The organism is Dietzia lutea (genome assembly GCF_003096075.1).
Lineage (GTDB): Bacteria > Actinomycetota > Actinomycetes > Mycobacteriales > Mycobacteriaceae > Dietzia > Dietzia lutea.
Map to the genome: position 1 here is coordinate 983457 of NZ_CP015449.1, position 23271 is coordinate 1006727.

Consider the following 23271-nt stretch of genomic DNA (forward strand, 5'->3'; position numbering starts at 1 on the left):
TCACGTACGGGATCGGGCCCGCCGACCGTGCCGACGGGTTGTGACAGGTTTCACTCTAACGCGAGGCCCAGTTCGCGATACCGCATCATCCGCTCGGCGTACCTCCGCTCAGGGGGACGCCGGCGGACCTCCAGCAGTGCGGACGCGACCGCGCCGGCCATCCGGTCGCAGAACTCCTCCGGCTCGTCCGCGGCGTCGGGACGCTCGGGGACGACGACGTCCACGATCCCGGCGTCCAGCAGGTCGGCAGAGGTGATGCCCTGCGACCGCGCGACCTCCGGGGCCCGGGTGGTCTCGTGGTGGAGAATCGCGCTGGCGCCCTCCGGCGGCAGGGGGGCGAGCCATCCGTGACGCGCGCACAGGACCCTGTCGGCGGGGAGCAGGGCGAGGGCGGCGCCGCCGGTGCCCTGCCCCAGGATCACGGAGACGGTCGGGGTCGGCAGCGTGACGAGATCAGCCAGACTCCTGGCGATCTCACCCGCCAGTCCGCCCTCCTCCGCCTCCCGCGACAGAGCGGCGCCGCGGGTGTCGATGAGCAGCACCAGGGGCACCCCCATCTCCGCGGCGATGCGCATACCGCGGCGTGCCGACCGCAACGCGGACGGGCCGAGCGGGCTCTTCTCGTTCTCCGCGTCCCGGTCCTGTGCGAGCACGACGGCGGACTGGCCCCGGAACCGGACCAGCGACAACAGGAGCGATCCGCTGTCCTCACCCTGACCGGTGCCGGACAGTGGCACCCGGTCGGGCGACACGCGGTCGAGGAAGGCACGCGCGCCGGGGCGGTCCGGGCGCCGCGACCGGGTGATGGCGTCCCAGGCATCCGGGCGAAGGCCGTCGTCGGACTCCGGCTCCGGGACCGGCCCGTGGGGCGGCGCCGGCTCGTCGTCCGACGGCGGGTCCTGGCACAGCACCCGCAGGGCGCGGGCGGTGAGGTCACGAAGCCCCTCGGGCGGGAGCACACCGTCGATCATCCCGCGTCGCGCGAGGTTTTCGGAGACCTGGACACCGTCCGGGAAGGGTGCGTCGTAGAGCGCCTCGTAGACGCGGGGCCCGAGGAAGCCGATGAGCGCGCCGGGTTCGGCCACCGACACGTGACCGAGCGACCCCCACGACGCGAACACGCCGCCGGTCGTCGGGTGCCGCAGGTAGACGAGGTAGGGCAGCCCCGCGCTCTTGTGCCCGGCCACGGCGGCGGAGATCTTGACCATCTGGAGGAACGCGATCGTCCCCTCCTGCATTCGCGTACCGCCCGAGGTGGGGGAGGCGAGGATCGGGAGCCCTTCGGCGGTCGCCCGCTCGATCGCCGAGACGATCCGCTCGGCGGCGGCGATCCCGATCGACCCGGCGAGGAAGTCGAACTCGCACGCGATGATCACGACCCGGCGGCCCAGCAGGGTGCCCTCGCCGGTGATGACGGACTCGTCCACCCCCGACTTCTCGGTCGCCCGCTGGAGCGCCGCCTCGTACCCGGGCGCCGTGTCCACCTGCGGCGGGCGGACCGGGGCGTCGTCCCAGGACCGGAAGGAGCCGTCGTCGAGGACCATGTCGAGGATCTGCAGAGCTCCGGTGCGCGCCATGACCGCATCGTACGGTGGGGCACCTACCAGCGGGTATCGTGAGGGCGAGGGTGCACTGTCGTACCCCCGTCACGCAGAGGAGCCCTCCGCCGCCATGATCGTCAGCCGCAGGGACGGCGCAGTCGTCGTCGTCACCATCGACCGTCACGAGACCCGCAACGCGCTCGACGCCGAGGTGTGCACCGCCCTGCGCGAGGCCGTCGAGGCCGCCGGCGCGGAGGCCGACGCCGAGGAGCCCGTCCGCGCGATCGTCATCACCGGAGCGGGAACCGCCTTCTGCGCGGGCGCCGATCTGTCCGGCGGGGTGTACAACTCGGATTTCTACGACGCACACGCCGGGATGCTCCGCGCCGTCGAGTCGGTGCCGGTCCCCGTCATCGCCGCCGTCAACGGCCCCGCGGTCGGTGCGGGCGTACAGCTCGCACTGGCGGCGGATCTGCGTGTGGTGGCGCCCGGTGCCGTCTTCACCGTGCCCGTCGTGAAGGTGGGGCTGGCCCTGGACAACTGGACCATCAAGCGGTTGGCCAACGTGGTGGGCGGCGGCCACGCCCGGTCGGTGCTCATGACCGCCCGCCCCGTCGGTGCGGAGGAGGCGGCCCGGATCGGCTTGGCCAACGAGATCGGCGACGTCGAGGCGGCCATGGAGCTGGCTGCCGAGCTCGCCCGGTTCGCGCCGCTGAGTCTCCGGCACATCAAGACCGTGATCAACGACGACGACGCCCGGCTGCTCCCGCGGGAGGAGCACACCGAACTCCAGTTGCGCGCGTGGAGCAGCGAGGACATGGCCGAGGCGCGGGCGGCCCGCGCCGAGAAGCGGCCCCCCGTTTTCCGCGGGCGCTGAACCGCCCTACCGCAGGTGACGCACGGTCGCCGTGGCGCCCCACGTGCGGGCACCGCGGGCCGCCCGGCCCGGGTACGATTCTCCGCGCCCGACCCGGATCCGCGTGACGTGGGAGTCTGGCACGGCCCCGGGTATCGCATGACCAGGGGGAGCGTCACCGATGGCCAGGCACAGTGCATCGCCGCGGGACGGTAATCCGGCGGCCCGGCGGGTCGTCCTCGTGGGTGCGGCGATCGTCGCCGCCGTGCTCCTGGTGGGCCTGGTGGTCTCCGGGCTGTCGAGGGCCGGTGTCGCCGGCTTCTGCGGGGCGGATCCGCGGATCAGCGTGGCAGTCGAGCCCGACATCGTCGAGCACGTCCGGGTTCTGGCGGAGCACGCAGACGGCTGTCATGCCTTCGACGTGGAACCGGTTTCCTCCGCGGACATGTCCGCACGCACCGTGTCGCGGGAGGCGTTGCCGGACATCTGGGTGCCGGACTCCGCCGTGCGTCTCGCCCAGATGTCCCAGGACGTGCAGATCCCGTTCGAGACGGTCCTCAACTCCCTCGCGTCGACCCCTGTGGTCATCGCTTCCCGTGACGCCGGGGTGGACATGTCGACGTGGATCACGGCGCTCGGCACGCCGGGGCTGATGATGGGCGATCCTGTCCGGTCCGGGGTCGTGGACGCGCCGATTCTCGCCGCGACCTCGGAGGTCGAGATGCTGCGGTCGGCTCCGGAGGCGCTGGGGGCCTCGATGGCGATGCTGGCCCAGGGGCAGATGAGTCGCATGGAGGTCCCGCCAACCTCCCGGGAGATGCTCGACAGGGTGATCGCCGGCGGCGGCGCGGCGATCGTCACCGAGCGGGACGCGGTGCTCGCGCAGCGGGCGGCGCCGGACTCGGGGCTGGAGGTGTACGCGCCCGCCACCGGGGCGGTCTTCCTGACCTATCCGGTGGCCGTGACCACCCAGGACCCGACGCGCCGGGCCGAGGTGGCCGGAGCGGCGGAGGCGCTCCGCGACGCCACCGCGGCGATCGCCGTCGTGGACGGGCGCTCCCGGGACGGTTTCCGGACCGCCTTCCGGGCGCCTCTCACCGGGGGTCAGGGGGCGGGCGAGACCGAGGCGCTCGTCGTCCGCGACGCGAACCGGGCCCACAGCGCTCTGCGGCACTGGCGGCTCCTGGCGATGCCGGGCCGGTCCCTGGTCCTGGTGGACACCTCGGGTTCGATGGGATTCGGGGTGCCCGGCACGGACCGCACCCGCATCCAGGCGCTCGTAGAGACGGCGGGCGCCGGGCTCGGCCAGTTCCCCGACGACGCGGAGCTCGGGCTGTGGGCGTTCGGCGGTGCCGCCGGGAGCGACGGGCTCCCGTACGCGGAGGTCGCCGCTCTGCAGCGCCTCGACGCGGCGGCTCCCGGAGGCACGCACCGCGCCGCACTGGGTGGCGCGCTGGCCTCTCTGCCCGGGATGGTGGGCGGCGGCACCGACCTCTATCGTTCCGTGCTCGACGCCTACGCCATGGTGCGCTCGGGGTACGACCCGAACATGGTCAACTCGATCATCGTCATCTCCGATGGCGCGGACGACGCCACCTCGGACATCGGAGCGGACGAGTTCTTCGCCCGGCTCGACGAGATGGTGGATCCGTCCCGCCCCGTGATCGTGGTGACGGTGAGCCTTCTGGACGAGACCGGTTCGGGCACCCTCGCACAGATCGCGCATGCCACCGGCGGCAGCAGTCACGTCGCCCGCACCCCGGAGGAAGTCGTCCGGGTGTTCGCGGAGGCGGTGGGGCGCCGCGGCGCCTCCGCCCGGCCGTAGCCCCGCACTGAGGTAGAGGGCACCCTCCGACGGGGGTGGCGTCACCTCCGGTTTCGGCTTGTCATAAGAGCTTGCCGAGAGTCTGTCCGCAATCGACTGTGTCACGTGTCACACTTCCCCCGTCAGTATCTGTGAAGCGCATCACTACAGGGGTGTGCTGACGAGAACCCGAAACGGAGGACCTCCGTGTCCCAACCAACCGATCCGCCGGCGGGGGGAGCATCGCGACGAACCCCGGAAGCGGCGGAATTCACGGCGATGCAGGCCAGCCCCGCCTTCCAGGAGTTGCGCAGCAAGTTCAGGGCGTTCGTGTTCCCCATGACGATCGCCTTCCTCGTCTGGTACTTCCTCTACGTGATCCTGGCCGTCTACGCGACGGACTTCATGGCGACCAAGGTGTTCGGGAACATCACCTGGGGTCTGGTCATCGGGCTGGGGCAGTTCGTGACGACCTTCCTCATCACCTTCCTCTACATCCGCTTCGCCAACCGTGAGATCGATCCGCGCGCGGAGTCCATCCGCCTCGAACTGGAAGGTGGGGTGGCCTGATGGACTGGCTGATCAACATCAACGAACTCGCGCCGGGTGAGCAGGTCGGCAGCACCCTCCTCAACATGGCGGTGTTCGCCGTCTTCATCGTCGTCACGATGACCCTCGTGCTGAGGGCGTCGAAGTCGACCAAATCGACCAAGGACTTCTACACGGGCGGCTCGAGCTTCACCGGCCCGCAGAACGGTTTCGCGATCGCCGGCGACTACCTCTCGGCGGCGTCCTTCCTCGGCATCGCGGGCGCCATCGCGATCAACGGCTACGACGGCTTCCTGTACTCGATCGGCTTCCTCGTCGCCTGGCTCGTGGCGTTGATGCTCGTGGCCGAGCTGATGCGCAACACGGGCCGGTTCACGATGGCCGACGTGCTCAGCTTCCGGCTCAACCAGCGGCCCGTCCGTATGGCGGCCGCGCTGGCCACCCTCGCGGTGTGTCTGTTCTATCTGATCGCCCAGATGGCCGGCGCCGGCGGTCTCGTCGCCCTCCTCCTGAATATCGACGACTCCACAGGGCAGTCGATCGTCGTGGCCGTCGTCGGCATCCTGATGATCGTCTACGTCCTCGTCGGAGGCATGAAGGGCACCACCTACGTCCAGATGGTCAAGGCCGTCCTGCTCGTCGGCGGCGTGCTGATCATGTGCCTCCTCGTCCTGGTCGCCGCGCGGGGCAACTTCTCGGCGCTCCTCGGTGAGGCAGTGGCCAACTCGGGCAAGGATCTTCTGCAGCCGGGTCTGCAGTACGGCGCCACCGAGACCAGCAAGCTCGACTTCGTCTCGCTGTCGATCGCCCTGGTCTTCGGCACCGCGGGCCTGCCGCACGTGCTCATGCGCTTCTACACCGTGCCCACGGCGAAGGAGGCCCGTCGGTCGGTGACCTGGGCCATCGTGCTCATCGGCGGCTTCTACCTGTTCACCCTCGTCCTCGGCTTCGGTGCCGCGGCGATGGTCGGACCCGAGGTCATCGAGAACGCGCCCGGCGGCGTGAACTCGGCGGCGCCGCTGCTCGCGTTCGCCCTGGGCGGTGAGATCTTCCTCGGCATCATCTCGGCGGTCGCGTTCGCGACCATCCTCGCCGTGGTGGCCGGACTCGCCATCACCGCCTCGGCGTCGTTCGCGCACGACATCTACAACGGCGTGATCAAGCACGGGCAGGCCACCGAACAGTCGCAGCTGCGGGTCTCCCGGATCACGGTCGTGGTGATCGGCATCGTGTCGATCGTCATGGGCATCGGCGCCATGGGGCAGAACATCGCCTTCCTCGTGGCGCTCGCCTTCGCGATCGCGGCCTCGGCGAACCTTCCGACGATCCTCTACTCGCTGTTCTGGAAGCGGTTCAACACCACCGGTGCGCTGTTCTCCATGTACGGCGGCCTGATCAGCACTCTGGTGCTCATCGCGCTCTCGCCGGCGGTCTCCGGCAGCGAGAAGTCGATGATCTCCAGCGTCGATTTCTCCCTGTTCCCGCTCTCCAACCCCGGCATCGTGTCGATCCCCCTGGCGTTCCTGCTGGGCATCATCGGGACGTTCATCGGCAAGAAGGACGAGTTCCCGGAGAAGCGCGTGGAGATGGAGGTCCGCTCGCTCACCGGTGTCGGTGTGGAGAAGACCATCTCGCACTGACCCGAACGCTCATCGGCCCGCCCGACCGTCGCCGGACGGTCGGGCGGGCCTCGTCGTGCCCGCCGAGGGACTACCCTCGGTGGGCACCACACCGATTCGGAGGCGGTAGAGATGTATCCCGGACAGGACGACCACACCCGACGCATGGGTCAGCAGCCCGACTCGCGTGCCTACTCGCGGATGAGCGGCGATCGGGCGTACGACCCCGCCTACGACGACGGCTACGGTGCCGAGGGCGGTTACGACGACGGCTACGTGGAACCCCGCCAGCCCCGCCGCGGGCCCGCGATCGACGTGGGGAAATTCCTTGGCAGCGTGGCCGCCACCGCCCTGGTCGCGGCCATCGCGGGGTGGCTGATCGCGTGGGTGGTGGACGCGGTGTTCTCCCGCTTCGGCCACCAGTGGGCCAACGGCGGGAACACCCCGACGATGTACGCCGTCTACGGCGCCGTCGCGGCGGTCCTCGCCGGGTTGCTCTGGTACCTGCTGCTGATCGGCACCGCCAACCCCCAGCAGTTCTACTCCTGGACGGTTGGGCTGCTCATCGTGGCGGCCGTGGCGTTGCCGCTGCTGGTGACCGTGCCGTTCCTCGACGGACTCGCGGCAGCGATCGTGCATCTGTTCATCGGGCTGCCGATCCTCGCGCTGACGAGCGCCTTCTCGGCCACGCTCAGGCGCTGACGCCCCGCCCGGGACGCGACGCCGCCCGGGCCACCAGTGGTGCCCCCGAGAGGAATCGAACCTCCGACACCGGCTTTAGGAGAGCCGTGCTCTATCCACTGAGCTACGAGGGCGGGAACCGGGGGAGAGTCTAACCGATGGCTCGCTCCGTCGTGAGCGGCGACTTGGAGTGGGTGCCCATCGGACGGTACTGTTGACCGTCGGCGTCCATGTCGTCTCCTTCGACGGAGACGGTGGACCGCCTCGAACGGGTCACCACCGGCCGCCGTACGAGGGGGAGGGCGCCCGCCGGCCGGCAGCCCACTAGACAGACAGAGGTATTGCCTGTGTCCACGTACACCCCCAAGCCCGGGGACGTGACGCGCGCCTGGTATGTCATCGACGCCACCGACGTGGTGCTCGGCCGACTCGCCGTCCAGGTCGCCAACATCCTCCGTGGCAAGCACAAGCCGCAGTTCGCCCCGAACGCCGACACCGGCGACTTCGTCATCATCATCAACGCCGACAAGGTCGCGATCTCGTCCAACAAGCGTGACCGCGTGGTGCAGCACCGCCACTCCGGTTTCCCCGGTGGGCTGAAGTCGCAGACCCTGGGCAAGGCCATGGACACGCGCCCCGACCGCGTCGTCGAGAAGGCCGTCAAGGGCATGCTGCCGAGCAACAAGCTCGGTCGTGCCGTCGCCTCCAAGCTCAAGGTGTACGCGGGTCCCGATCACCCGCACGCCGCCCAGCAGCCCGTGCCCTTCGAGATCAAGCAGGTGGCCCAGTGACCGACGAGAACATCACCCCCGAGGCCGAGGTCGCCGACGACGTGGTGGCGGATCTCGCCGCCGAGGTCGCCGAGGACTACAGCGAGGCCGACTACGCCGGTGGCACCGACTACGTCGCCGACGCCGACGCCCAGTTCGCGCCCGTCGTCTCCTCCGGCTCGGCACAGGCCGTCGGCCGCCGCAAGGAGGCCGTCGCCCGCGTCCGCCTGCTGCCGGGCTCCGGCCAGTTCACCCTCAACGGCCGGTCGCTCGAGGACTACTTTCCGAACAAGGTGCACCAGCAGCTCGTCAAGTCGCCTCTGGTGCTGGTCGAGCGCGAGGAGCAGTTCGACATCGTGGCGCTGCTCCACGGTGGCGGCCCCTCGGGTCAGGCCGGCGCGCTGCGTCTGGCCATCGCCCGCGCGCTGACCCAGTACTCGCCGGACGATCGCCCGGCGCTCAAGAAGGCGGGCTTCCTCACGCGTGACGCCCGCGCGGTCGAGCGCAAGAAGGCCGGCCTCAAGAAGGCCCGTAAGGCCCCGCAGTACTCGAAGCGCTGATCCACCCGGATCACGACACCAGAGCAGGTTCCCGCGACGCGGGGGCCTGCTCTGGTCCGTTTGTCGGGTGCGCGACCGCGCGGGGTTATCCTGACCCGGTCATTCCCGATCCGCCCCGCGGCGGCGACCACACGACCCCGGAGGACTACACGACATGACGCGACTGTTCGGCACCGATGGGGTCCGTGGGCTCGCCAACCGGACCCTCACCGTCGACCTGGCGGTCCGGCTCGGTGCGGCGGCCGCCGCGGTCCTCGCCACCGAGACCGGTCTCGCGCCCGACGACGCGGGCGCGCGCCCACTCGCGGTCGTGGGTCGCGACCCGCGCGTCTCGGGGGAGATGCTGGAGGCCGCCCTCGCGGCGGGGCTGGCCAGTCAGGGCGTCGACGTCCTGCTGGTGGGTGAGGTGCCGACCCCGGCCGTGGCCCATCTGACGGGCCGGCACGACGCCGCGCTCGGCGCCGTCATCTCCGCCTCGCACAACGCCATGCCGGACAACGGCATCAAGTTCTTCGCCGCGGGCGGTCACAAACTCGGTGACGAGGTCGAGGACCGGATCGAGGCCGCCCTCACCGAAGGCGCCATCACCGGGCCGACCGGGTCGGCGATCGGCCGGATCTCCCGTGCGACCCCCGAGGACGCCCTGGACAGCTATGTCGGCCATCTGCTCAGCGCCACGCCGGCCCGGTTGGACGGACTCCGCGTCGTCGTCGACTGCGCAAACGGCGCCGCCAGCGTCGCCGCACCGCGCGCCTACCGCGAGGCGGGCGCGACGGTGATCGAGATCCACTCCAGTCCCGACGGCTACAACATCAACGACAACTGCGGTTCCACCCACCTCGACGACGTACGTGCCGCGGTCCGCGAGCACGGCGCGGACCTCGGGCTCGCCCACGACGGGGACGCCGACCGCTGCCTCGCGGTGGACTCCACCGGCGAGGTCGTCGACGGTGACCAGATCATGGCGATCCTGGCCCTGGCCATGCGGGACGCCGGCGAGCTCGCGGGCGACGCCCTCGTCGCCACCTTCATGAGCAACCTCGGTCTCAAGGTGGCGATGCGGGAGGCCGGCATCGAGGTCACGGAGACCAAGGTCGGCGACCGGTACGTCCTCGAGCGCCTCCGCGAGGGTGGATACAGCCTCGGCGGCGAGCAGTCCGGTCACCTCGTCCTTCCCGCGCACGCGACCACCGGGGACGGTGTCCTCACCGGGCTGCGCATCATGGCGCGGATGGCCGAGACGGGCAGGTCGCTGGCCGAGCTGGCCTCCGTGATGACGGTGCTGCCCCAGATCCTCATCAATGTGCCGGTGGAGGACAAGGCCGCGGTCGTGGCGTCCCCGGCGGTCGGCGACGCGGTCGCCGCCGAGGAACTGCGGCTCGGCGCCACCGGCCGCGTCCTGCTCCGCCCCTCGGGGACCGAGCACCTGGTCCGCGTGATGGTCGAGGCAGAGGACGCGGAGTTGGCCCGCGAGGTCGCCGAGCGGCTCGCGGGCGTCGTCGTCGCCGTCTGACTCGTGCCTCCTCCCGGCGGTCGGGCTCGTGTCGCCCGGCCGCCGGTTCTGCGGACCGGCCGCCGGGCGGTCCGCTCAGCCGCCGGTGAAGGACTTGAACAGCTTGAGCAACGGCGGTGTCGTGGCCAGCGGGTCGTCTCCCGGCTCCTCGAGCATCTCGTCCGTCACGGGGACCGCGTCCTTGAACCCGGCCTCGGGATCAGCGAACGCGGCATAGGTGTCGTCACCGGCGAGGGTGGCCAGCAGGTAGCCGGCGAGCTGCGGCCGGACGGTCCGATGCGTGCGGCGGTCCGGGTCGGCCAGGCCGATCCGCTCGATCAGCGCGTTGCGCTCGACCAACCCGCCCTCGATCGCCTTGTCCAGTCGCCGGTGCACGAGGTCGGCCCGCCACGCGAGGTGTAGTGCCCGCGCGTCCTCGGCGTGGACGCCGCCGGCGGCGGACAGAAGCAGCGCGGGGGAGTCGATGGTCATGGCCCGCTCCGCGGCCGAGGGGACCGTCTCGGTGGGGAAGACCATCGCGACAGCGTCGATGTCGGTGCGCTGGGAGGCCAGCAGCGTGGACACGCCCGCGCCGAGGCCGTGACCGGCCAGGCCGATGCGACGCGGATCCGCGCGGACCGACCCGCGACCGAGGGTCGCCTGGAGGGTGTCCTCGATCGCCGCGGACAGGTGGTCCGCGTAGTGCTGGTGGTTCGGGCGTAAGCCGAGATCGGTGGCGGGTGCCACCACGACGAAGCCCCACGACGCGAGGTGCTTGAGGGTGTCGACGTAGTGATGTGGCCCGCGGGTCCAGTCGTGGGCCCATCCCACGACGGGCGCGGGCGACGGGGCGTCGCGCGGGACGTAGACGACGCCGGGGGTACCGGTGAATCCGAGGTCACCCCTGTCGACGGCGTGGGGTCCGCGTCGACCCACCCTGGCGTGCAGTTCCTTGGTCTTCTTGGCCACGATGGCCACAGTATCGCCTCGGGGGCGCGAAGGGTGCCTGGGCTGTCGGACCTCCTGGCTACACTTAGCGCCCATGTGCGGAATCGTCGGTTATGTCGGGCATCGCCCCGCCCTCCCTGTCGTCGTCGAGGCCCTGCGGCGGATGGAGTACCGCGGCTACGACTCGGCGGGCGTCGCCGTCCTCGACGGCTCGGGGGCCTCCCGGGTGGAGAAGAAGGAGGGCAAGCTCGCCAACCTCGAGGCCGCGCTCGCGGCCGCGGGTGAGGGCGGCTTCCCGGGGTCGACCGGCATCGGTCACACCCGGTGGGCGACGCACGGGCGCCCGAGTGACCGCAACGCGCACCCTCACGTCTCCGGCGATGTCGCGATCGTGCACAACGGGATCATCGAGAACTTCGCGCCGCTCCGCGCCGAGCTCGAGGCCGCGGGCGTCGAGCTCGAGTCGGACACCGACTCGGAGGTCGCGGCCCACCTCCTGCGCCGCGAGATGGAGTCGGGTGGCAGCGGCGGGGACTTCGTCGCCGCGTGCCGCACGGTGCTCCGTCGCCTCGAAGGCGCCTTCACACTGGTGTTCAGCCACGCCGCCCACCCGGACGTCCTGGTGGCCGCGCGGCGCTCGACCCCGCTCGTGCTTGGCGTCGGCGAGGGTGAGATGTTCCTGGGCTCCGACGTCGCGGCGTTCATCGAGCACACCCGCGACGCCATCGAGCTGGGACAGGACAACGTCGTGGTCCTGCGCGCGGACTCGTACGAGATCACCGATTTCGCCGGCGAGCCCTCCGAGGGCCGTCCCTTCTACATCGACTGGGACCTGGCCGCCGCCGAGAAGGGCGGCTACGACTACTTCATGCTCAAGGAGATCGCCGAGCAGCCCGGGGCGGTCGCCGACACCCTGCTCGGTCACTTCCAGGACGGTCGCATCGTGCTGGACGAGCAGCGGATGAGCGACCAGGACCTTCGTGACATCGACAAGGTGTTCATCGTGGCCTGCGGCAGTGCCTACCACTCGGGCATGGTCGCCAAGTACGCGATCGAGCACTGGACCCGGCTCCCATGCGAGGTCGAGATCGCCTCGGAGTTCCGCTACCGCGACCCGGTCCTGGACCGCTCCACGCTCGTGGTGGCCATCTCCCAGTCCGGCGAGACCGCGGACACCCTCGAGGCGGTCCGCCACGCCAAGACCCAGAAGGCGCGCGTTCTGGCGGTGTGCAACACCAACGGTTCGCAGATCCCGCGCGAGGCGGACGCCGTCCTGTACACGCACGCCGGTCCGGAGATCGGTGTCGCCTCCACCAAGGCGTACCTCGCGCAGATCACGGCCAACTACCTGGTCGGTCTCGCGCTCGCGCAGGCACGCGGCACCAAGTACCCGGACGAGGTGGCGGCCGAGTTCCGCCAGCTCGAGCGCATGCCCGAGGACATCCAGAAGGTCGTCGACTCCCTGGACCCGGTGCGGGGGATCGCCCGCGAGCTCGCCGGCTCCAAGTCGGTGCTGTTCCTCGGCCGCCACGTGGGGTACCCCACGGCACTGGAGGGCGCGCTCAAGCTCAAGGAGCTGGCGTACATGCACGCCGAGGGCTTCCCGGCAGGCGAGCTCAAGCACGGCCCGATCGCCCTCATCGAGGAGGGCATGCCGGTCTTCATCGTGATGCCGCCGGTCGAGGGTCGCGGGGTGCTCCACTCCAAGCTGGTGAGTAACATCCAGGAGATCCGGGCCCGCGGCGCGCGGACCATCGTGATCGCCGAGGAAGGCGACGAGGTGGCCCGGCCCCTGTCGGACTACTTCATCCCGATCCCGGCCTCGACCACTCTTCTCCAGCCGCTGCTGGCCACCATCCCGTACCAGGCGTTCGCCGCCGAGGTCGCCGCCGCGCGCGGGTACGACGTGGACAAGCCCCGCAATCTCGCCAAGTCCGTCACGGTGGAGTGACCCGCCCCGCGGTAGGCAGATCATGAGGCGCGCCCATCCCGTCGAGGTCATCCGCGCCGCGGAACGTCCGCTCATCGAGGCGGCCGCCGCGGCCGGGGACCCCGACGCGGTGATGCGGCGCGCCGCCGCGGGCGTCGCCCACCACACAGCGGCGCTGCTGCGCGAGCGCACCGGCGGAGTCTACGGCCGCTCCGTGCTGCTGCTGGTGGGCAGCGGGGACAACGGCGGGGACGCCCTGTACGCGGGCGCGATCCTGCGGGGCCGCGGATGCCGCGTGGAGGCCGTTCTGTCGAGCCCGGACCGGGCGCACGAACGCGGTCTCGCCGCCCTGCGCCGCGCCGGCGGGCGGGTCCGGGGCGTGGAGTCCGTGGGCTCCCACGTACCCGTCCCCGACGTGGCCGTCGACGGCGTGGTCGGTCTGAACGGGAGGGGACCGCTGCGCGACCCGGCGGCGCGGATCGTCGGGAGCCTGGCCGCGGCCGGTGTGCCGTGGGTGGCGGTGGACCTGCCCAGCGGAGTCGACGCCGATACGGGCACCGTCCACGAGCCGCACGTGCGGGCGACGCTCACCGTCACCTTCGGCCTGCTGCGCCGTGCGCACCTGCTCGCCTCGCCGGAGTGTGGCCGCGTCGAGCTGGTGGATATCGGCCTGACCGAACCGTCGGCCGGTCCGGACGCCGTGCAGTGCCCGGACCCCGCCGAGGTGGGGCGCCACTGGCCGGTGCCGGGGCTGGACGACGACAAGTACACGCAGGGCGTGGTCGCGGTGCGCGCCGGGTCCGAGCGGTACCCGGGCGCGGCGGTGCTGTGCGTGTCGGCGGCGGTGGCGGCCACGTCCGGGATGGTGCGGTACGTGGGATCGGGGGCGGACGCGGTGCTGGCCGCCCGCCCCGAGGTGGTGTGCCACCCGACGGTCGCCGACGCCGGTCGCGCCCAGGCGTGGATCGTGGGGCCCGGCGGCGGGACGGGGCCGGACGCGGTGGCGGACATCGACGCGGTCCTCGCGGAGGGGCGGCCGACGGTGCTCGACGCGGACGCCCTCACCTGCGTCGCCACCCACCCGGTCCTGCTGCGGAGCGCCACCGCGCCGGTGCTGCTCACCCCGCACGCCGGCGAGTTCGACCGGCTCACCGGCGGGTGGGATCGCGGCGACCGCCCCGGCGCGCTGCGCCGGTACGTCGCGGGCCTGCGGGACCGTGGGATCGAGGCGACGGTGCTGCTCAAGGGGCGCGTCACCCTGGTCGACGACGGCGAGACGACGTTCGCGGTGGACTCCGGTTCCTCGTGGGCCGCCACGGCCGGTTCGGGCGATGTGCTGTCCGGGATCGTGGGCGCGTTGCTGGCGAGCGGCAGGGCGGTGTCCGGATCTCCGGCGTGGCCGGCGGTCGAGGCGGCCACGGTGCACGGTGAGGCCGCACGCCGGGCGGCGCACCGACACACCGTGGGCGCGGGCGGTGCTCACAGGGGCCCGGGCGCGCCGATCGGTGCCTCCGACCTGCTGGCCGCGATCCCGGGGACGATCTCGGCGCTGCGGGGGCGGGAATCGCTGCCCCACGGCGCTTTTTGGCAGAATTGACAGAATGGCTCCAGTTGTCCCCCCGGCACCGTGCCGCGCCGAGATCGATCTGGACGCGATCGAGCACAACAGTCGCGTCCTCGTCCGGTCTGCCCGCGGGGCGCGGGTCATGGCCGTGGTCAAGGCCGACGCCTACGGGCACGGCGCCGTCCCCGTCTCCCTGGCCGCGCTGCGCGGGGGCGCCCACGCGCTGGGGGTGACCACCATCGCCGAGGCCCTGCAGCTGCGGTCGGCGGGCATCGACGCGGAGATCCTCGCGTGGCTCTACTCCGCCTGGGACGACGTCCGCGCGGCGGTCGAGGCGGACGTCGACCTCGCGATCCCCAGCCCGGCCCACCTGGACACCGTCCTGGAGGCCGCGCGCCGCACGGGCCGTCGTGCCCGCGTCACCCCCAAGATCGACACCGGCCTCGCGCGGTCCGGCATCTCCCTCGAGGAGTGGCCGGCCGTGCTCGAGCGGCTCGTCACGGCCACGGCCGGCGGGCTGGTCGAGGTCACGGGGCTGATGGCCCACTTCGCGCACGCGGACGACCCGGGTAACCCGGTCATCGACCTGCAGGTGGCTCGGCTCCACGAGTGCGTGGCCCAGGCACGCGGTCGTGGCCTGGAGTGCCCGGTCAACCATCACGCGAACTCGGCGGCGACGCTCACCCGGCCCGAGGACGGCTTCGAGATGGTCCGCCCGGGCATCGCGTTGTACGGCCTCAACCCGGTCGAGGGACTCGAGGTGGACCTGGTGCCCGCCATGACGTTCTCGGCCGAGGTGCTCATGGTGAAGCGGCTGGCCGCGGGGCAGGGCGTGAGCTACGGGCACACGTGGCACGCCCCCCTCGACACGACCGTCGCCCTCATCGCGGCGGGTTACGCCGACGGCGTGTGGCGGCTGCTCTCGGGCCGGCTGGACGTCTCGATCGGCGGGCGGCGCTATCCGAACGTCGGCCGCGTGTGCATGGACCAGTTCGTCGTCGACCTCGGACCCGACCCCGGCCAGGCGGTGCGGGTGGGGGACACGGCCGTGTTGTTCGGCACGGGCGCCGACGGAGGGCCCACCGCCGCCGAGTGGGCCGAGACCCTGGGCACCATCCACTACGAGGTGGTCACCGCCGTGCGCGGCCGCGCCGAGCGCCACCACGTGGTGCACGGCACCCACGCCGCGCCGTCCGCGCGTGGGACCCACGCCGTCGCGCGGAGCGGCGACGCCGCGCCGGGGGCCGGGGGATGAGCGAGGACCACGACGACGAGGTCGGCGACGACCAGCGCGGTGGGCCCCGGCTGCGTCTCCCGAAACGGCCCGAGCGGTCGGCCGCCGAGATACCGGTCGAGGTCCGACCGCCCGAGGTGGCCGGGGGCACGCCGCGCGACGCGGAGGCGGTCGCCGAAAGGATCCGGACGCCCGGTGGTCTGCGCGCGGGCCTGAGCGCGCTCGGCGCCGCCACCCTGGGTTCGGTGGTCACACTGCTGCCCGGCCGACGCGCCAACGACCCGTGGGCCGGCGAGGACATGTGGGAACTCGGGGTGGACCGGGGCTCGATGGTCGCCGCGACCGATGGTGTCCCGCTCGCGGTGCGCGAGGCGGGGCCGACCGACGCGCCGATGACGGTCGTGTTCGTCCACGGCTACACCCTGTCGATGGACACCTGGCACTTCCAGCGCAGGCACCTGGCCGACCGGTTCGGCTCCGAGATCCGGATGGTCTTCTACGACCAGCGCGGGCACGGCCTGAGCGGGGCCGGCTCGCGGAAGAACGCGACCATCGACCAGCTGTCCCGGGACCTCGACACCGTCATCTCGGCGACCGCGCCCGCAGGGCCCGTCGTCGTGATCGGCCACTCGATGGGCGGGATGACCGTGATGGGGTTCGCCGCCCGGCACCCCGAGACGGTCCGGGAGCGCGTCCTGGGGGTCGGGCTGGTCTCCACCGCGATGGCGGAGCTCTCGGAGGCCGGGCTCGGGGCGGTGCTCGACAACAGAAGCGTGGCCCGCCTCGCCGGGCTGGCGGGCCGCAGCCCCGGCGTGTTCACCAGCAGCCGACGTGCGCTCGGGGCGATCATCTCACCGTTCATCTACGGCGGGTCGTTCGGAGACCCCGCCACGGTCAGTCCCACCGTCGCCCGGTTCGTGGACAAGCTCATCGCCTCGACCGACGTGCTGACCATCGCCAACTTCTTCGAGACCCTCACGCGGCACGACGAGTCGGCCGCCATGCCAGTCCTGCGCGAGGTCCGCACGACGGTCCTCAGCGGCGACCGGGACCTGCTCACCCCGCTGGACCGGTCGGTCGACATCGTCGAGGAGCTCCCCGACGCCGAGTTCGTCGTGGTCCCGGGCGCCGGGCACATGGTGATGCTCGAGGAGCCCGCGCACGTGTCCGAGGTGTTGGGTGACCTCGTGGCCGACGCGATCATCGAGTGGCGCCGCCTCGAGCGGGCGGGTCGCGCCGACGGGAGCCGGACGTCGTGACGATCGAGGTGCCGGGGGAGCGCGACCTGCCGACGGTCGAGGACACGCGCGCGCTGGGCGTCGAGCTGGCCGGACTGCTCCGCGCCGGCGACGTGGTGGTGCTCGACGGCCCGCTCGGCGCGGGCAAGACCGCCCTGACGACCGGGATCGCCGCCGGCCTCGGCGTGCGGGGCCGGGTGACCTCGCCGACCTTCGTCATCGCGCGCCGCCACCCGCCCACGACGCCCGGTGGCCCGGGGCTCGTCCACGTCGACGCCTACCGTCTTCTCGGCGGTCAGGACCCGGACGGGACGCGGCCCACGACGGGCGACCTGGCCGACCAACTCGAGTCCCTCGACCTGGACTCGGCCCTCGACACCGACGTCGTGGTGGTCGAATGGGGCGCCGGGTTCGTCGACTCGCTCGTCGAGGCCCCGCTCGTGGTGGCCCTGCGCCGGCCCGACGGCACCGACGTGCGCACCGCCGGCTGGAGCCGGGGCGCCTCGACCGGTCGCGCGGCCGGCCCGGCGGTACCCTGACCTCGTGCTGGTCCTCGCCGTCGACACCTCGACCCCCTTCGTCACCGCGGGGGTGTGCCGCCTCGTGCCCGGTGACGACGGCCCTGTGGTCGAGACGCTTGGCACCCGCGTCACCGAGGACGCCCGCGCCCACGCGGAACTGTTGACCCCGCACATCCTCGACTGCCTCGCCGAGGCCGGCCTGGCCGCGGACGGCCTCGACGCCGTGGTGGTGGGCACCGGCCCGGGGCCGTTCACCGGGCTGCGGGTCGGGATGGCCACCGCCGCCGCGTTCGCCGACGCCCTCGGCAGACCGGTCCACGGGGTGTGCTCGCTCGACGGGCTCGCGGCCACCGCGCGCGCTGCCGGGGCCGGCGGGGACCTCGTCGTCGTCACCGATGCCCGTCGCCGCGAGGCGTATCACGCCCGCTACTCACCACAGGGCGTGCGGACGTCGGGTCCCGCGGTGGGGCCCGCCGCCGACATCGACGTCGAGGGCGCCGACCACCTCGCCGGGGACCCCGCCCGTCTGCGGGAGGTCAGCGACGCCCACGGCTCCGCCGCCTCCCACGGTCCCACCGCCGCTCCCGGTGATCACCGCTCCACCGCCGCTCGCGGTGACCACGGCGCCGTCGCGCGCGGCGCGGGCGACCCGCTGCCGCGCGTCCTCGACGGCGTGTACGCGCCCGACCCCGCCGGACTCGTCACCGCGGCGGCCGACGCCCTGCTCGCCGGCGCGACACCGGCCCCGCTCGAGCCTCTCTACCTGCGACGCCCCGATGCGGTCCCGCCCCGGCGCGTCGAACCCTCCGGGGCCCTGCGCGGGGTGGGGCGATGACCGCGACGCCGGCCGACGTCGTCCACGACGCGCTGGGCCCCGACGACGCCATGCGTTGCGCCGACCTGGAGACGCTCCTGTTCCGCGGCGACGGCCCGTGGTCGGCGGCGGCATTCCTGTCCGAGATCGGCTCGCGTCACACCACCTGCCTGGCCGCCCGCGCCGACGGGCGGCTGGTCGGCTACGCCGTCCTGGCCGGGCTCGGCCCCGCGGGCGACCGCGAGTTCGAGGTGCACACCATCGGTGTCGACCCCGAGTACCAGGGGCGCGGCATCGGACGCGCGCTGCTGCGGCGGATGCTCGAGGTGGCCGACGCCGAGGACGCACCGGTCGTCCTGGACGTGCGGACCGACAACGTCCCCGCGCGCAGGCTGTACGAGACCCACGGGTTCGAGGTCGTCGGCCTGCGTCCCCGGTACTACCGGCCCAGCATGGCCGACGCGCATCTCATGGTGCGGCCGGCCCGGGGCGGCGGCGCGGACACTATAGGCGGCGACACGGGAGAGGGGAGCGGTCGATGAGGACCGTCATGGGGATCGAGAGTTCGTGCGACGAGACGGGCGTGGCCGTGGCGCGGGTGCACGACGACGGGCGGGCCGAGCTGCTGTCCGACGTGGTGGCCTCGTCGATGTCCGAGCACGCCCGTTTCGGCGGCGTCGTCCCGGAGATCGCCTCCCGCGCCCACCTCGAGGCGCTCGTCCCCACGGTCCGCGCCGCGCTCTCCGAGGCCGGGGTGGAGCGGCCTGACGCCGTCGCCACCACCATCGGACCCGGGCTGTCCGGGGCGCTGCTCGTGGGCTCGTCGGCGGCCAAGGCCTACGCCGCCGCCTGGGGCGTGTCGTTCTACGCCGTGAACCACCTGGTCGGCCACGTCGCCGTCGCGGGCTTCGACGGCGGGCCGCTGGGGGAGTGCGTGGCTCTGCTGGTCTCCGGCGGCCACACGCAACTGCTGCACGTGCGCTCGCTGACCGAACCGGTCGCGGAGCTCGGGTCGACCGTCGACGACGCCGCCGGCGAGGCGTACGACAAGGTCGCCCGTCTGCTCGGCCTCGGCTACCCGGGCGGGCCGGTGATCGACCGCCTGGCCGCCACCGGCGATCCCCGCGCCATCGCGTTCCCCCGCGGGATGACCGGACCGCGCGACGCCCGCCACGACTTCTCCTTCTCCGGGCTCAAGACCGCCGTGGCCCGGCGGATCGAGGCCGCCGAGCGGGACGGCGAGCAGCTCGACGTGGCCGACGTCGCGGCGTCGTTCCAGGAGGCCGTCGCCGACGTGCTCACCATGAAGGCCGTGCGGGCCTGCACCGACCTGGGTGTGGACACCCTGCTCATCGGCGGCGGCGTGGCGGCCAACTCGCGACTGCGCGACCTCGCCGCCCACCGGTGCGCCGAGGCCGGCCTCACACTGCGTGTGCCGCGGCCGCGCCTGTGCACGGACAACGGCGCGATGGTCGTGGGGGTCGCCTCCGCCCTGCTCGCCTCGGGCGCCTCACCCAGTCCGCTGACCGTCGCCGCCGACCCGGGCCTGCCGGTCGAGGTCACGCAGGTCGCCTGACCGCCCGCGGGACGGCATCGGCGCCCGTGCGGCTGGGGCCGGCGCCGCGGGCGGCATCGGCGCCCGCGCGGCTAGAACCCGAGAATGGCCATCCCCATCGCGGCGGACGTGAGCGCGAGGACGAGCAGCACGAGCACCCACGCGATGCCGAGGTAGCCGATGACCAGGGCCGAGACCGCCATGGCGCGGCCCTCCTGGCCGCGCCGCCTGATCTGCGCCAGCGACACGTGCCCCAGGACCACCACGATCACGGTGATGACCGCGGGCACCAGCGGCACGAACAGGCCGAGGAACGAGCCGAAGACGACGTTGCCCACGGCGACGACGAGGGCGACGAGAGCCAACTCGTTGCCGCCTGCCGGGTGCGCCGGCTCGTACGGGTCGGACACCGGCGCGGTCAGTCCTGCGTCGGATCGACACGGTCGACGCGGCCCCGTTGCGCGAAGTACAGGCCGAGCCCGGCGAGCGTGAGCCCGCCGATCAGGTTCCCGATATGGACCGGGATCTGGTTCCACAGCAGCCAATCGGCGACGCTCACGTCCGCCCCGAGCATCATCCCCGCCGGGATCGTGAAGTGGTTGACCACCGCGTGCTCGTAGCCGAGGGCGAAGAACGTGAGGATCGGCAGCCAGATCGCCAGGATCTTGCCCGAGGTGCTCGACGAGGAGAACGACATGATCACGCCCAGCACCACCAGCCAGTTACACAGCACCGCGCTCAGCGTCACCCAGCCCAGCCCGGTGACCAGACCCGCCTCCTTGTAGGCGATCGTCTTCTCCACCGCGAGATCGGCGAGGGCCTGGGCGCCGGTCGCGTCCGGCTCCGTCCCCATCCCCGTGAGCACGGAGGTGATCATCCAGGCGGCGGCGAGTCCGCCGATCGTGTGACCGAGGATCATCCAGCCGAAGACCCGCAGGCAGTCCCGTACCCGGACCCGCTTCTCCATGACCGCGAGCGGCACCAACCCGTACGCGCCGGTGACGAGTTCCCACCCGAGCAGGACGACCAGGGTGAGGCCGATGGGGAAGAGGACGGCGCCGACGATCTCCACCCCGGTGGCGTCGCTGACCATGACGGCCAGCGTCGTGGCCGCGCCGAGCAGGTAGACGGCGAGGAAGCCCCGCAGGGCCAACTGCCATCCGGGGACATGGGCCTTCTTCTCCCCGGCGTCGACGGTGGCGGTGACGATGTCGGGAGGGGCTACTGCGGTCATTGTGGGCCTCGCTGTCCTCGATGGGTGATCGGATCGGGCAGAGGTGGTTCGGTGGCTGATGTCCGTGCGTGCCGGCGAGCCTACCGGCGACGGGGGGATCCGCAACGGGACGAGCCTGCACGCGGTTTCCTTGAGTGCTGGCACTCGCCTGTGTAGAGTGCCAATAGACACGGTGCTCCGAGGGCGTCACCCGCGACGGCGCACGCGGCGGGCCGGGTCGTACGGAAACCACGGGACGCCCACGGTGTCCCGGATCTTCGAACCACACTCCGAGCCGCCCGGGACCCGGGCGGCCACACCCCATACGGGAGGATCATCGTGGCGATCAAGCCGCTTGAGGACAAGATTCTCGTCGAGGCCCTCGAGGCCGAGACCACCACGGCGTCCGGCCTCGTCATCCCGGACACCGCCAAGGAGAAGCCCCAGGAGGGCACCGTCGTCGCGGTCGGCAAGGGCCGCTTCGACGAGGACGGCGACCGTATCCCCATGGACATCAAGGAGGGGGACAAGGTCATCTACTCGAAGTACGGCGGCACCGAGATCAAGTACGAGGGCAAGGAGTACCTGATCCTCTCCTCGCGTGACGTCCTCGCGGTCATCGACTGACGTGAGCCGCGTCAACCCCGCCCCGGCGGCGCCGGCGACTGCCAGGCACCACCGGGGCGGTGGTGTCTCACGCCGCAACACCGGATCGACCCGACCACCCACTTCCCTCCAGGAGTTCCATCAATGTCCAAGTTGATCGCGTTCGACGAGGAGGCCCGCAAGGGCATGCTCGCCGGTGTCGACGAGCTCGCCGACACCGTCAAGGTCACTCTCGGCCCCAAGGGGCGCCACGTCGTGCTCGCCAAGGCGTTCGGCGGTCCCACCGTCACCAACGACGGCGTCTCCATCGCCCGTGAGATCGAGCTCGCCGAGCCGTTCGCGAATCTCGGGGCGCAGCTCGTCAAGAGCGTCGCCACCAAGACCAACGACGTCGCAGGCGACGGCACCACCACCGCCACCGTGCTCGCCCAGGCGCTCATCCGTGAGGGGCTGCGCAACGTCGCGGCCGGCTCCAACCCGATGGCGATGGGCAAGGGTATCGAGAAGGCCGCCTCCGCCGTCGTCGAGTTCCTCCGCTCGGCCGCGACGCCCGTCTCCGGCTCCGAGGCCGTCGCGCAGGTCGCGACCGTGTCCTCGCGTGACCCCGAGATCGGCCGCATGGTCGCCGAGGCCATGGACGCCGTCGGCGTCAACGGCGTGGTCTCCGTCGAGGAGTCGCAGGGGCTGCACACCGAGGTCTCCGTGACCGAGGGGATCGCCTTCGACAAGGGCTTCCTCTCCCCGTACTTCGTCACGGACCCGGACGAGCAGAAGGCCATCTACGAGGACGTCCTGGTCCTGCTCCACCGCGAGAAGATCAGCTCCCTGCCGGACCTGCTCCCGCTGCTGGAGAAGGTCGCCGAGACCGGCAAGCCGCTGCTGATCGTCGCCGAGGACGTCGACGGCGAGGCGCTGTCGACTCTCGTGGTCAACTCGATCCGCAAGACGCTCAAGGTCGTCGCCATCAAGGCCCCGTACTTCGGTGATCGCCGCAAGGCCTTCCAGGAGGACCTCGCGATCGTTACCAAGGGGCAGGTCGTGAGCCCGGACCTGGGCATGAAGCTGTCCGAGTGCGGACTGGAGGTGCTCGGGCAGGCCCGCCGTGTGACCGTGTCCAAGGATGAGACGATCATCGTCGACGGTGCCGGCGACCAGGCCGACGTCGACGCCCGGGTGGCGCAGCTGCGCCGCGAGGCCGAGGCCACCGACTCCGACTGGGACCGCGAGAAGCTCGAGGAGCGGATCGCCAAGCTCGCCGGCGGCGTCGCCGTGATCCGTGTCGGCGCGGCCACCGAGACCGAGCTGACCGAGCGCAAGCTCCGTGTCGAGGACGCCGTCAACTCGGCCAAGGCGGCCGTGGAGGAGGGCATCATCGCCGGTGGCGGCTCTGTGCTCGTGCAGGCGGCCGCCGCGCTCGAGCGGCTCGCCGAGGACACCGCCGACGCTGACGAGAGGGTCGGCGTGGCCGTGGTCCGCAAGGCGCTGTCCGCCCCGCTGTTCTGGATCGCCGCCAACGCCGGCGAGGACGGCTCCGTCGTCGTCAGCAAGGTCTCGGACCTCGGCCCGCGGGACGGCTTCAACGCCGCGACGGGCGAGTACGGCGACCTGGTCTCCGCCGGGATCATCGACCCGGTGAAGGTCACGTCCTCCGCCGTCGTCAACGCGTGCTCGGTGGCCCGCATGGTCCTCACCACCGAGACCGCGATCGTCGAGAAGCCGGAGGAGAAGAGTGCCGACGCGCACTCGCACGCCGGTCACTCCCACTGATCGCGATCG

The 23271-nt window shown here is 72.1% G+C and carries 22 protein-coding genes and 1 tRNA gene; 18 read left to right on the forward strand and 5 right to left on the reverse strand.

Going from position 1 to position 23271, the window contains the following annotated elements:
- Window positions 1–50: 50 nt before the first annotated feature.
- Window positions 51–1577 (reverse strand): carboxyl transferase domain-containing protein, encoded by a 1527-nt coding sequence (locus A6035_RS04415; RefSeq protein ID WP_108846778.1) that lies wholly within the window; start codon window positions 1575–1577, stop codon window positions 51–53.
- Window positions 1578–1671: 94 nt separating this feature from the next.
- Here A6035_RS04415 and A6035_RS04420 point away from each other — a divergent pair, with 94 nt between their 5' ends.
- The 5 genes from A6035_RS04420 (at window position 1672) to A6035_RS04440 (ending at window position 7071) form a co-directional block, all read left to right on the forward strand.
- Window positions 1672–2418 carry an enoyl-CoA hydratase gene (locus A6035_RS04420; RefSeq protein ID WP_108846779.1) on the forward strand — a complete coding sequence of 249 codons (747 nt, stop codon included), beginning with the start codon at window positions 1672–1674 and terminating at the stop codon, window positions 2416–2418.
- 160 nt (window positions 2419–2578) lie between these two features.
- A complete protein-coding gene (locus tag A6035_RS04425; protein WP_108846780.1) occupies window positions 2579–4222 on the forward strand; it encodes a substrate-binding domain-containing protein in 1644 nt (547 codons plus the stop codon).
- Window positions 4223–4480: 258 nt separating this feature from the next.
- A complete protein-coding gene (locus tag A6035_RS04430; protein WP_200836458.1) occupies window positions 4481–4771 on the forward strand; it encodes a DUF485 domain-containing protein in 291 nt (96 codons plus the stop codon).
- Entirely contained in the window at window positions 4771–6390 is a 1620-nt protein-coding gene (locus A6035_RS04435) for a solute symporter family protein (RefSeq protein WP_108846782.1), read from the forward strand. Before A6035_RS04430 ends, A6035_RS04435 begins: the two co-directional genes overlap by 1 nt.
- Before the next feature lie 111 nt (window positions 6391–6501).
- Window positions 6502–7071, forward strand: coding sequence for a hypothetical protein (locus A6035_RS04440; RefSeq protein WP_108846783.1), 570 nt, complete (start codon window positions 6502–6504; stop codon window positions 7069–7071).
- Window positions 7072–7108: 37 nt separating this feature from the next.
- Here the strand turns inward: A6035_RS04440 and A6035_RS04445 are convergent.
- Window positions 7109–7184, reverse strand: a tRNA-Arg gene (locus A6035_RS04445).
- 213 nt (window positions 7185–7397) lie between these two features.
- Here A6035_RS04445 and rplM point away from each other — a divergent pair.
- The 3 genes from rplM (at window position 7398) to glmM (ending at window position 9893) form a co-directional block, all read left to right on the forward strand.
- A complete protein-coding gene (gene rplM / locus A6035_RS04450) occupies window positions 7398–7841 on the forward strand; it encodes a 50S ribosomal protein L13 (protein ID WP_007627425.1) in 444 nt (147 codons plus the stop codon).
- A complete protein-coding gene (rpsI, locus tag A6035_RS04455; protein WP_108846784.1) occupies window positions 7838–8380 on the forward strand; it encodes a 30S ribosomal protein S9 in 543 nt (180 codons plus the stop codon). The genes rplM and rpsI overlap by 4 nt, the downstream gene beginning before the upstream one ends.
- A 154-nt stretch (window positions 8381–8534) precedes the next feature.
- On the forward strand, window positions 8535–9893 hold the full coding sequence (gene glmM / locus A6035_RS04460; protein WP_108846785.1) for a phosphoglucosamine mutase: 1359 nt from the start codon (window positions 8535–8537) through the stop codon (window positions 9891–9893).
- Between the two features lie 75 nt (window positions 9894–9968).
- On the opposite strand, the gene A6035_RS04465 is transcribed toward glmM, so the two are convergent.
- Entirely contained in the window at window positions 9969–10841 is an 873-nt protein-coding gene (locus A6035_RS04465; RefSeq protein ID WP_235026657.1) for a dienelactone hydrolase family protein, read from the reverse strand.
- A gap of 73 nt (window positions 10842–10914) precedes the next feature.
- Here A6035_RS04465 and glmS point away from each other — a divergent pair, with 73 nt between their 5' ends.
- Genes glmS through tsaD form a run of 8 tightly spaced genes read left to right on the forward strand, consistent with a single transcriptional unit; the run spans window position 10915 to window position 19697 of the window.
- Window positions 10915–12771 carry a glutamine--fructose-6-phosphate transaminase (isomerizing) gene (gene glmS, locus A6035_RS04470; RefSeq protein WP_108846787.1) on the forward strand — a complete coding sequence of 619 codons (1857 nt, stop codon included), beginning with the start codon at window positions 10915–10917 and terminating at the stop codon, window positions 12769–12771.
- A 22-nt stretch (window positions 12772–12793) separates the two neighbouring features.
- The gene (locus A6035_RS04475; RefSeq protein WP_108846788.1) at window positions 12794–14347 is read left to right on the forward strand and encodes a bifunctional ADP-dependent NAD(P)H-hydrate dehydratase/NAD(P)H-hydrate epimerase; all 1554 of its coding nucleotides are present in this window, start codon (window positions 12794–12796) and stop codon (window positions 14345–14347) included.
- A gap of 4 nt (window positions 14348–14351) precedes the next feature.
- The gene (gene alr / locus A6035_RS04480) at window positions 14352–15569 is read left to right on the forward strand and encodes an alanine racemase (protein WP_108846789.1); all 1218 of its coding nucleotides are present in this window, start codon (window positions 14352–14354) and stop codon (window positions 15567–15569) included.
- Window positions 15566–16807, forward strand: a complete 1242-nt coding sequence (locus A6035_RS04485) for an alpha/beta fold hydrolase (RefSeq protein WP_167400702.1) — start codon at window positions 15566–15568, stop codon at window positions 16805–16807. Before alr ends, A6035_RS04485 begins: the two co-directional genes overlap by 4 nt.
- Window positions 16804–17325, forward strand: coding sequence for a tRNA (adenosine(37)-N6)-threonylcarbamoyltransferase complex ATPase subunit type 1 TsaE (locus A6035_RS04490; RefSeq protein WP_167400703.1), 522 nt, complete (start codon window positions 16804–16806; stop codon window positions 17323–17325). The genes A6035_RS04485 and A6035_RS04490 overlap by 4 nt, the downstream gene beginning before the upstream one ends.
- 4 nt (window positions 17326–17329) lie before the next feature.
- Complete coding sequence (gene tsaB / locus A6035_RS04495; protein WP_108846791.1) at window positions 17330–18142, forward strand: tRNA (adenosine(37)-N6)-threonylcarbamoyltransferase complex dimerization subunit type 1 TsaB; 813 nt, start codon at window positions 17330–17332, stop codon at window positions 18140–18142.
- Window positions 18139–18663 (forward strand): ribosomal protein S18-alanine N-acetyltransferase, encoded by a 525-nt coding sequence (rimI, locus tag A6035_RS04500; protein WP_108846792.1) that lies wholly within the window; start codon window positions 18139–18141, stop codon window positions 18661–18663. The genes tsaB and rimI overlap by 4 nt, the downstream gene beginning before the upstream one ends.
- Window positions 18664–18671: 8 nt before the next feature.
- A complete protein-coding gene (gene tsaD, locus A6035_RS04505; RefSeq protein WP_244192536.1) occupies window positions 18672–19697 on the forward strand; it encodes a tRNA (adenosine(37)-N6)-threonylcarbamoyltransferase complex transferase subunit TsaD in 1026 nt (341 codons plus the stop codon).
- A 71-nt stretch (window positions 19698–19768) separates the two neighbouring features.
- Here tsaD and A6035_RS04510 read toward each other — a convergent pair whose 3' ends face one another.
- Window positions 19769–20086: a DUF4190 domain-containing protein gene (locus A6035_RS04510; protein ID WP_159149412.1), complete on the reverse strand. Its 318-nt coding sequence runs from the start codon at window positions 20084–20086 to the stop codon at window positions 19769–19771.
- An 8-nt stretch (window positions 20087–20094) separates the two neighbouring features.
- On the reverse strand, window positions 20095–20910 hold the full coding sequence (locus A6035_RS04515; protein WP_108846795.1) for a formate/nitrite transporter family protein: 816 nt from the start codon (window positions 20908–20910) through the stop codon (window positions 20095–20097).
- 312 nt (window positions 20911–21222) lie between these two features.
- Here A6035_RS04515 and groES point away from each other — a divergent pair, with 312 nt between their 5' ends.
- The gene (groES, locus tag A6035_RS04520) at window positions 21223–21516 is read left to right on the forward strand and encodes a co-chaperone GroES (RefSeq protein ID WP_188065060.1); all 294 of its coding nucleotides are present in this window, start codon (window positions 21223–21225) and stop codon (window positions 21514–21516) included.
- A gap of 123 nt (window positions 21517–21639) precedes the next feature.
- Window positions 21640–23262, forward strand: a complete 1623-nt coding sequence (gene groL / locus A6035_RS04525; RefSeq protein ID WP_108846797.1) for a chaperonin GroEL — start codon at window positions 21640–21642, stop codon at window positions 23260–23262.
- The last annotated feature ends 9 nt before the right edge of the window (window positions 23263–23271 follow it).

Coding starts and splice junctions, on each gene's coding strand:
- A6035_RS04415 (WP_108846778.1), bottom strand. CDS start 1,577: ATGGCGCGCACCGGAGCTCTGCAGATCCTCGACATGGTCCTCGACGAC.
- A6035_RS04420 (WP_108846779.1), top strand. CDS start 1,672: ATGATCGTCAGCCGCAGGGACGGCGCAGTCGTCGTCGTCACCATCGAC.
- A6035_RS04425 (WP_108846780.1), top strand. CDS start 2,579: ATGGCCAGGCACAGTGCATCGCCGCGGGACGGTAATCCGGCGGCCCGG.
- A6035_RS04430 (WP_200836458.1), top strand. CDS start 4,481: ATGCAGGCCAGCCCCGCCTTCCAGGAGTTGCGCAGCAAGTTCAGGGCG.
- A6035_RS04435 (WP_108846782.1), top strand. CDS start 4,771: ATGGACTGGCTGATCAACATCAACGAACTCGCGCCGGGTGAGCAGGTC.
- A6035_RS04440 (WP_108846783.1), top strand. CDS start 6,502: ATGTATCCCGGACAGGACGACCACACCCGACGCATGGGTCAGCAGCCC.
- glmM (WP_108846785.1), top strand. CDS start 8,535: ATGACGCGACTGTTCGGCACCGATGGGGTCCGTGGGCTCGCCAACCGG.
- glmS (WP_108846787.1), top strand. CDS start 10,915: ATGTGCGGAATCGTCGGTTATGTCGGGCATCGCCCCGCCCTCCCTGTC.
- A6035_RS04475 (WP_108846788.1), top strand. CDS start 12,794: ATGAGGCGCGCCCATCCCGTCGAGGTCATCCGCGCCGCGGAACGTCCG.
- alr (WP_108846789.1), top strand. CDS start 14,352: ATGGCTCCAGTTGTCCCCCCGGCACCGTGCCGCGCCGAGATCGATCTG.
- A6035_RS04485 (WP_167400702.1), top strand. CDS start 15,566: ATGAGCGAGGACCACGACGACGAGGTCGGCGACGACCAGCGCGGTGGG.
- rimI (WP_108846792.1), top strand. CDS start 18,139: ATGACCGCGACGCCGGCCGACGTCGTCCACGACGCGCTGGGCCCCGAC.
- tsaD (WP_244192536.1), top strand. CDS start 18,672: ATGGGGATCGAGAGTTCGTGCGACGAGACGGGCGTGGCCGTGGCGCGG.
- A6035_RS04515 (WP_108846795.1), bottom strand. CDS start 20,910: ATGACCGCAGTAGCCCCTCCCGACATCGTCACCGCCACCGTCGACGCC.
- groL (WP_108846797.1), top strand. CDS start 21,640: ATGTCCAAGTTGATCGCGTTCGACGAGGAGGCCCGCAAGGGCATGCTC.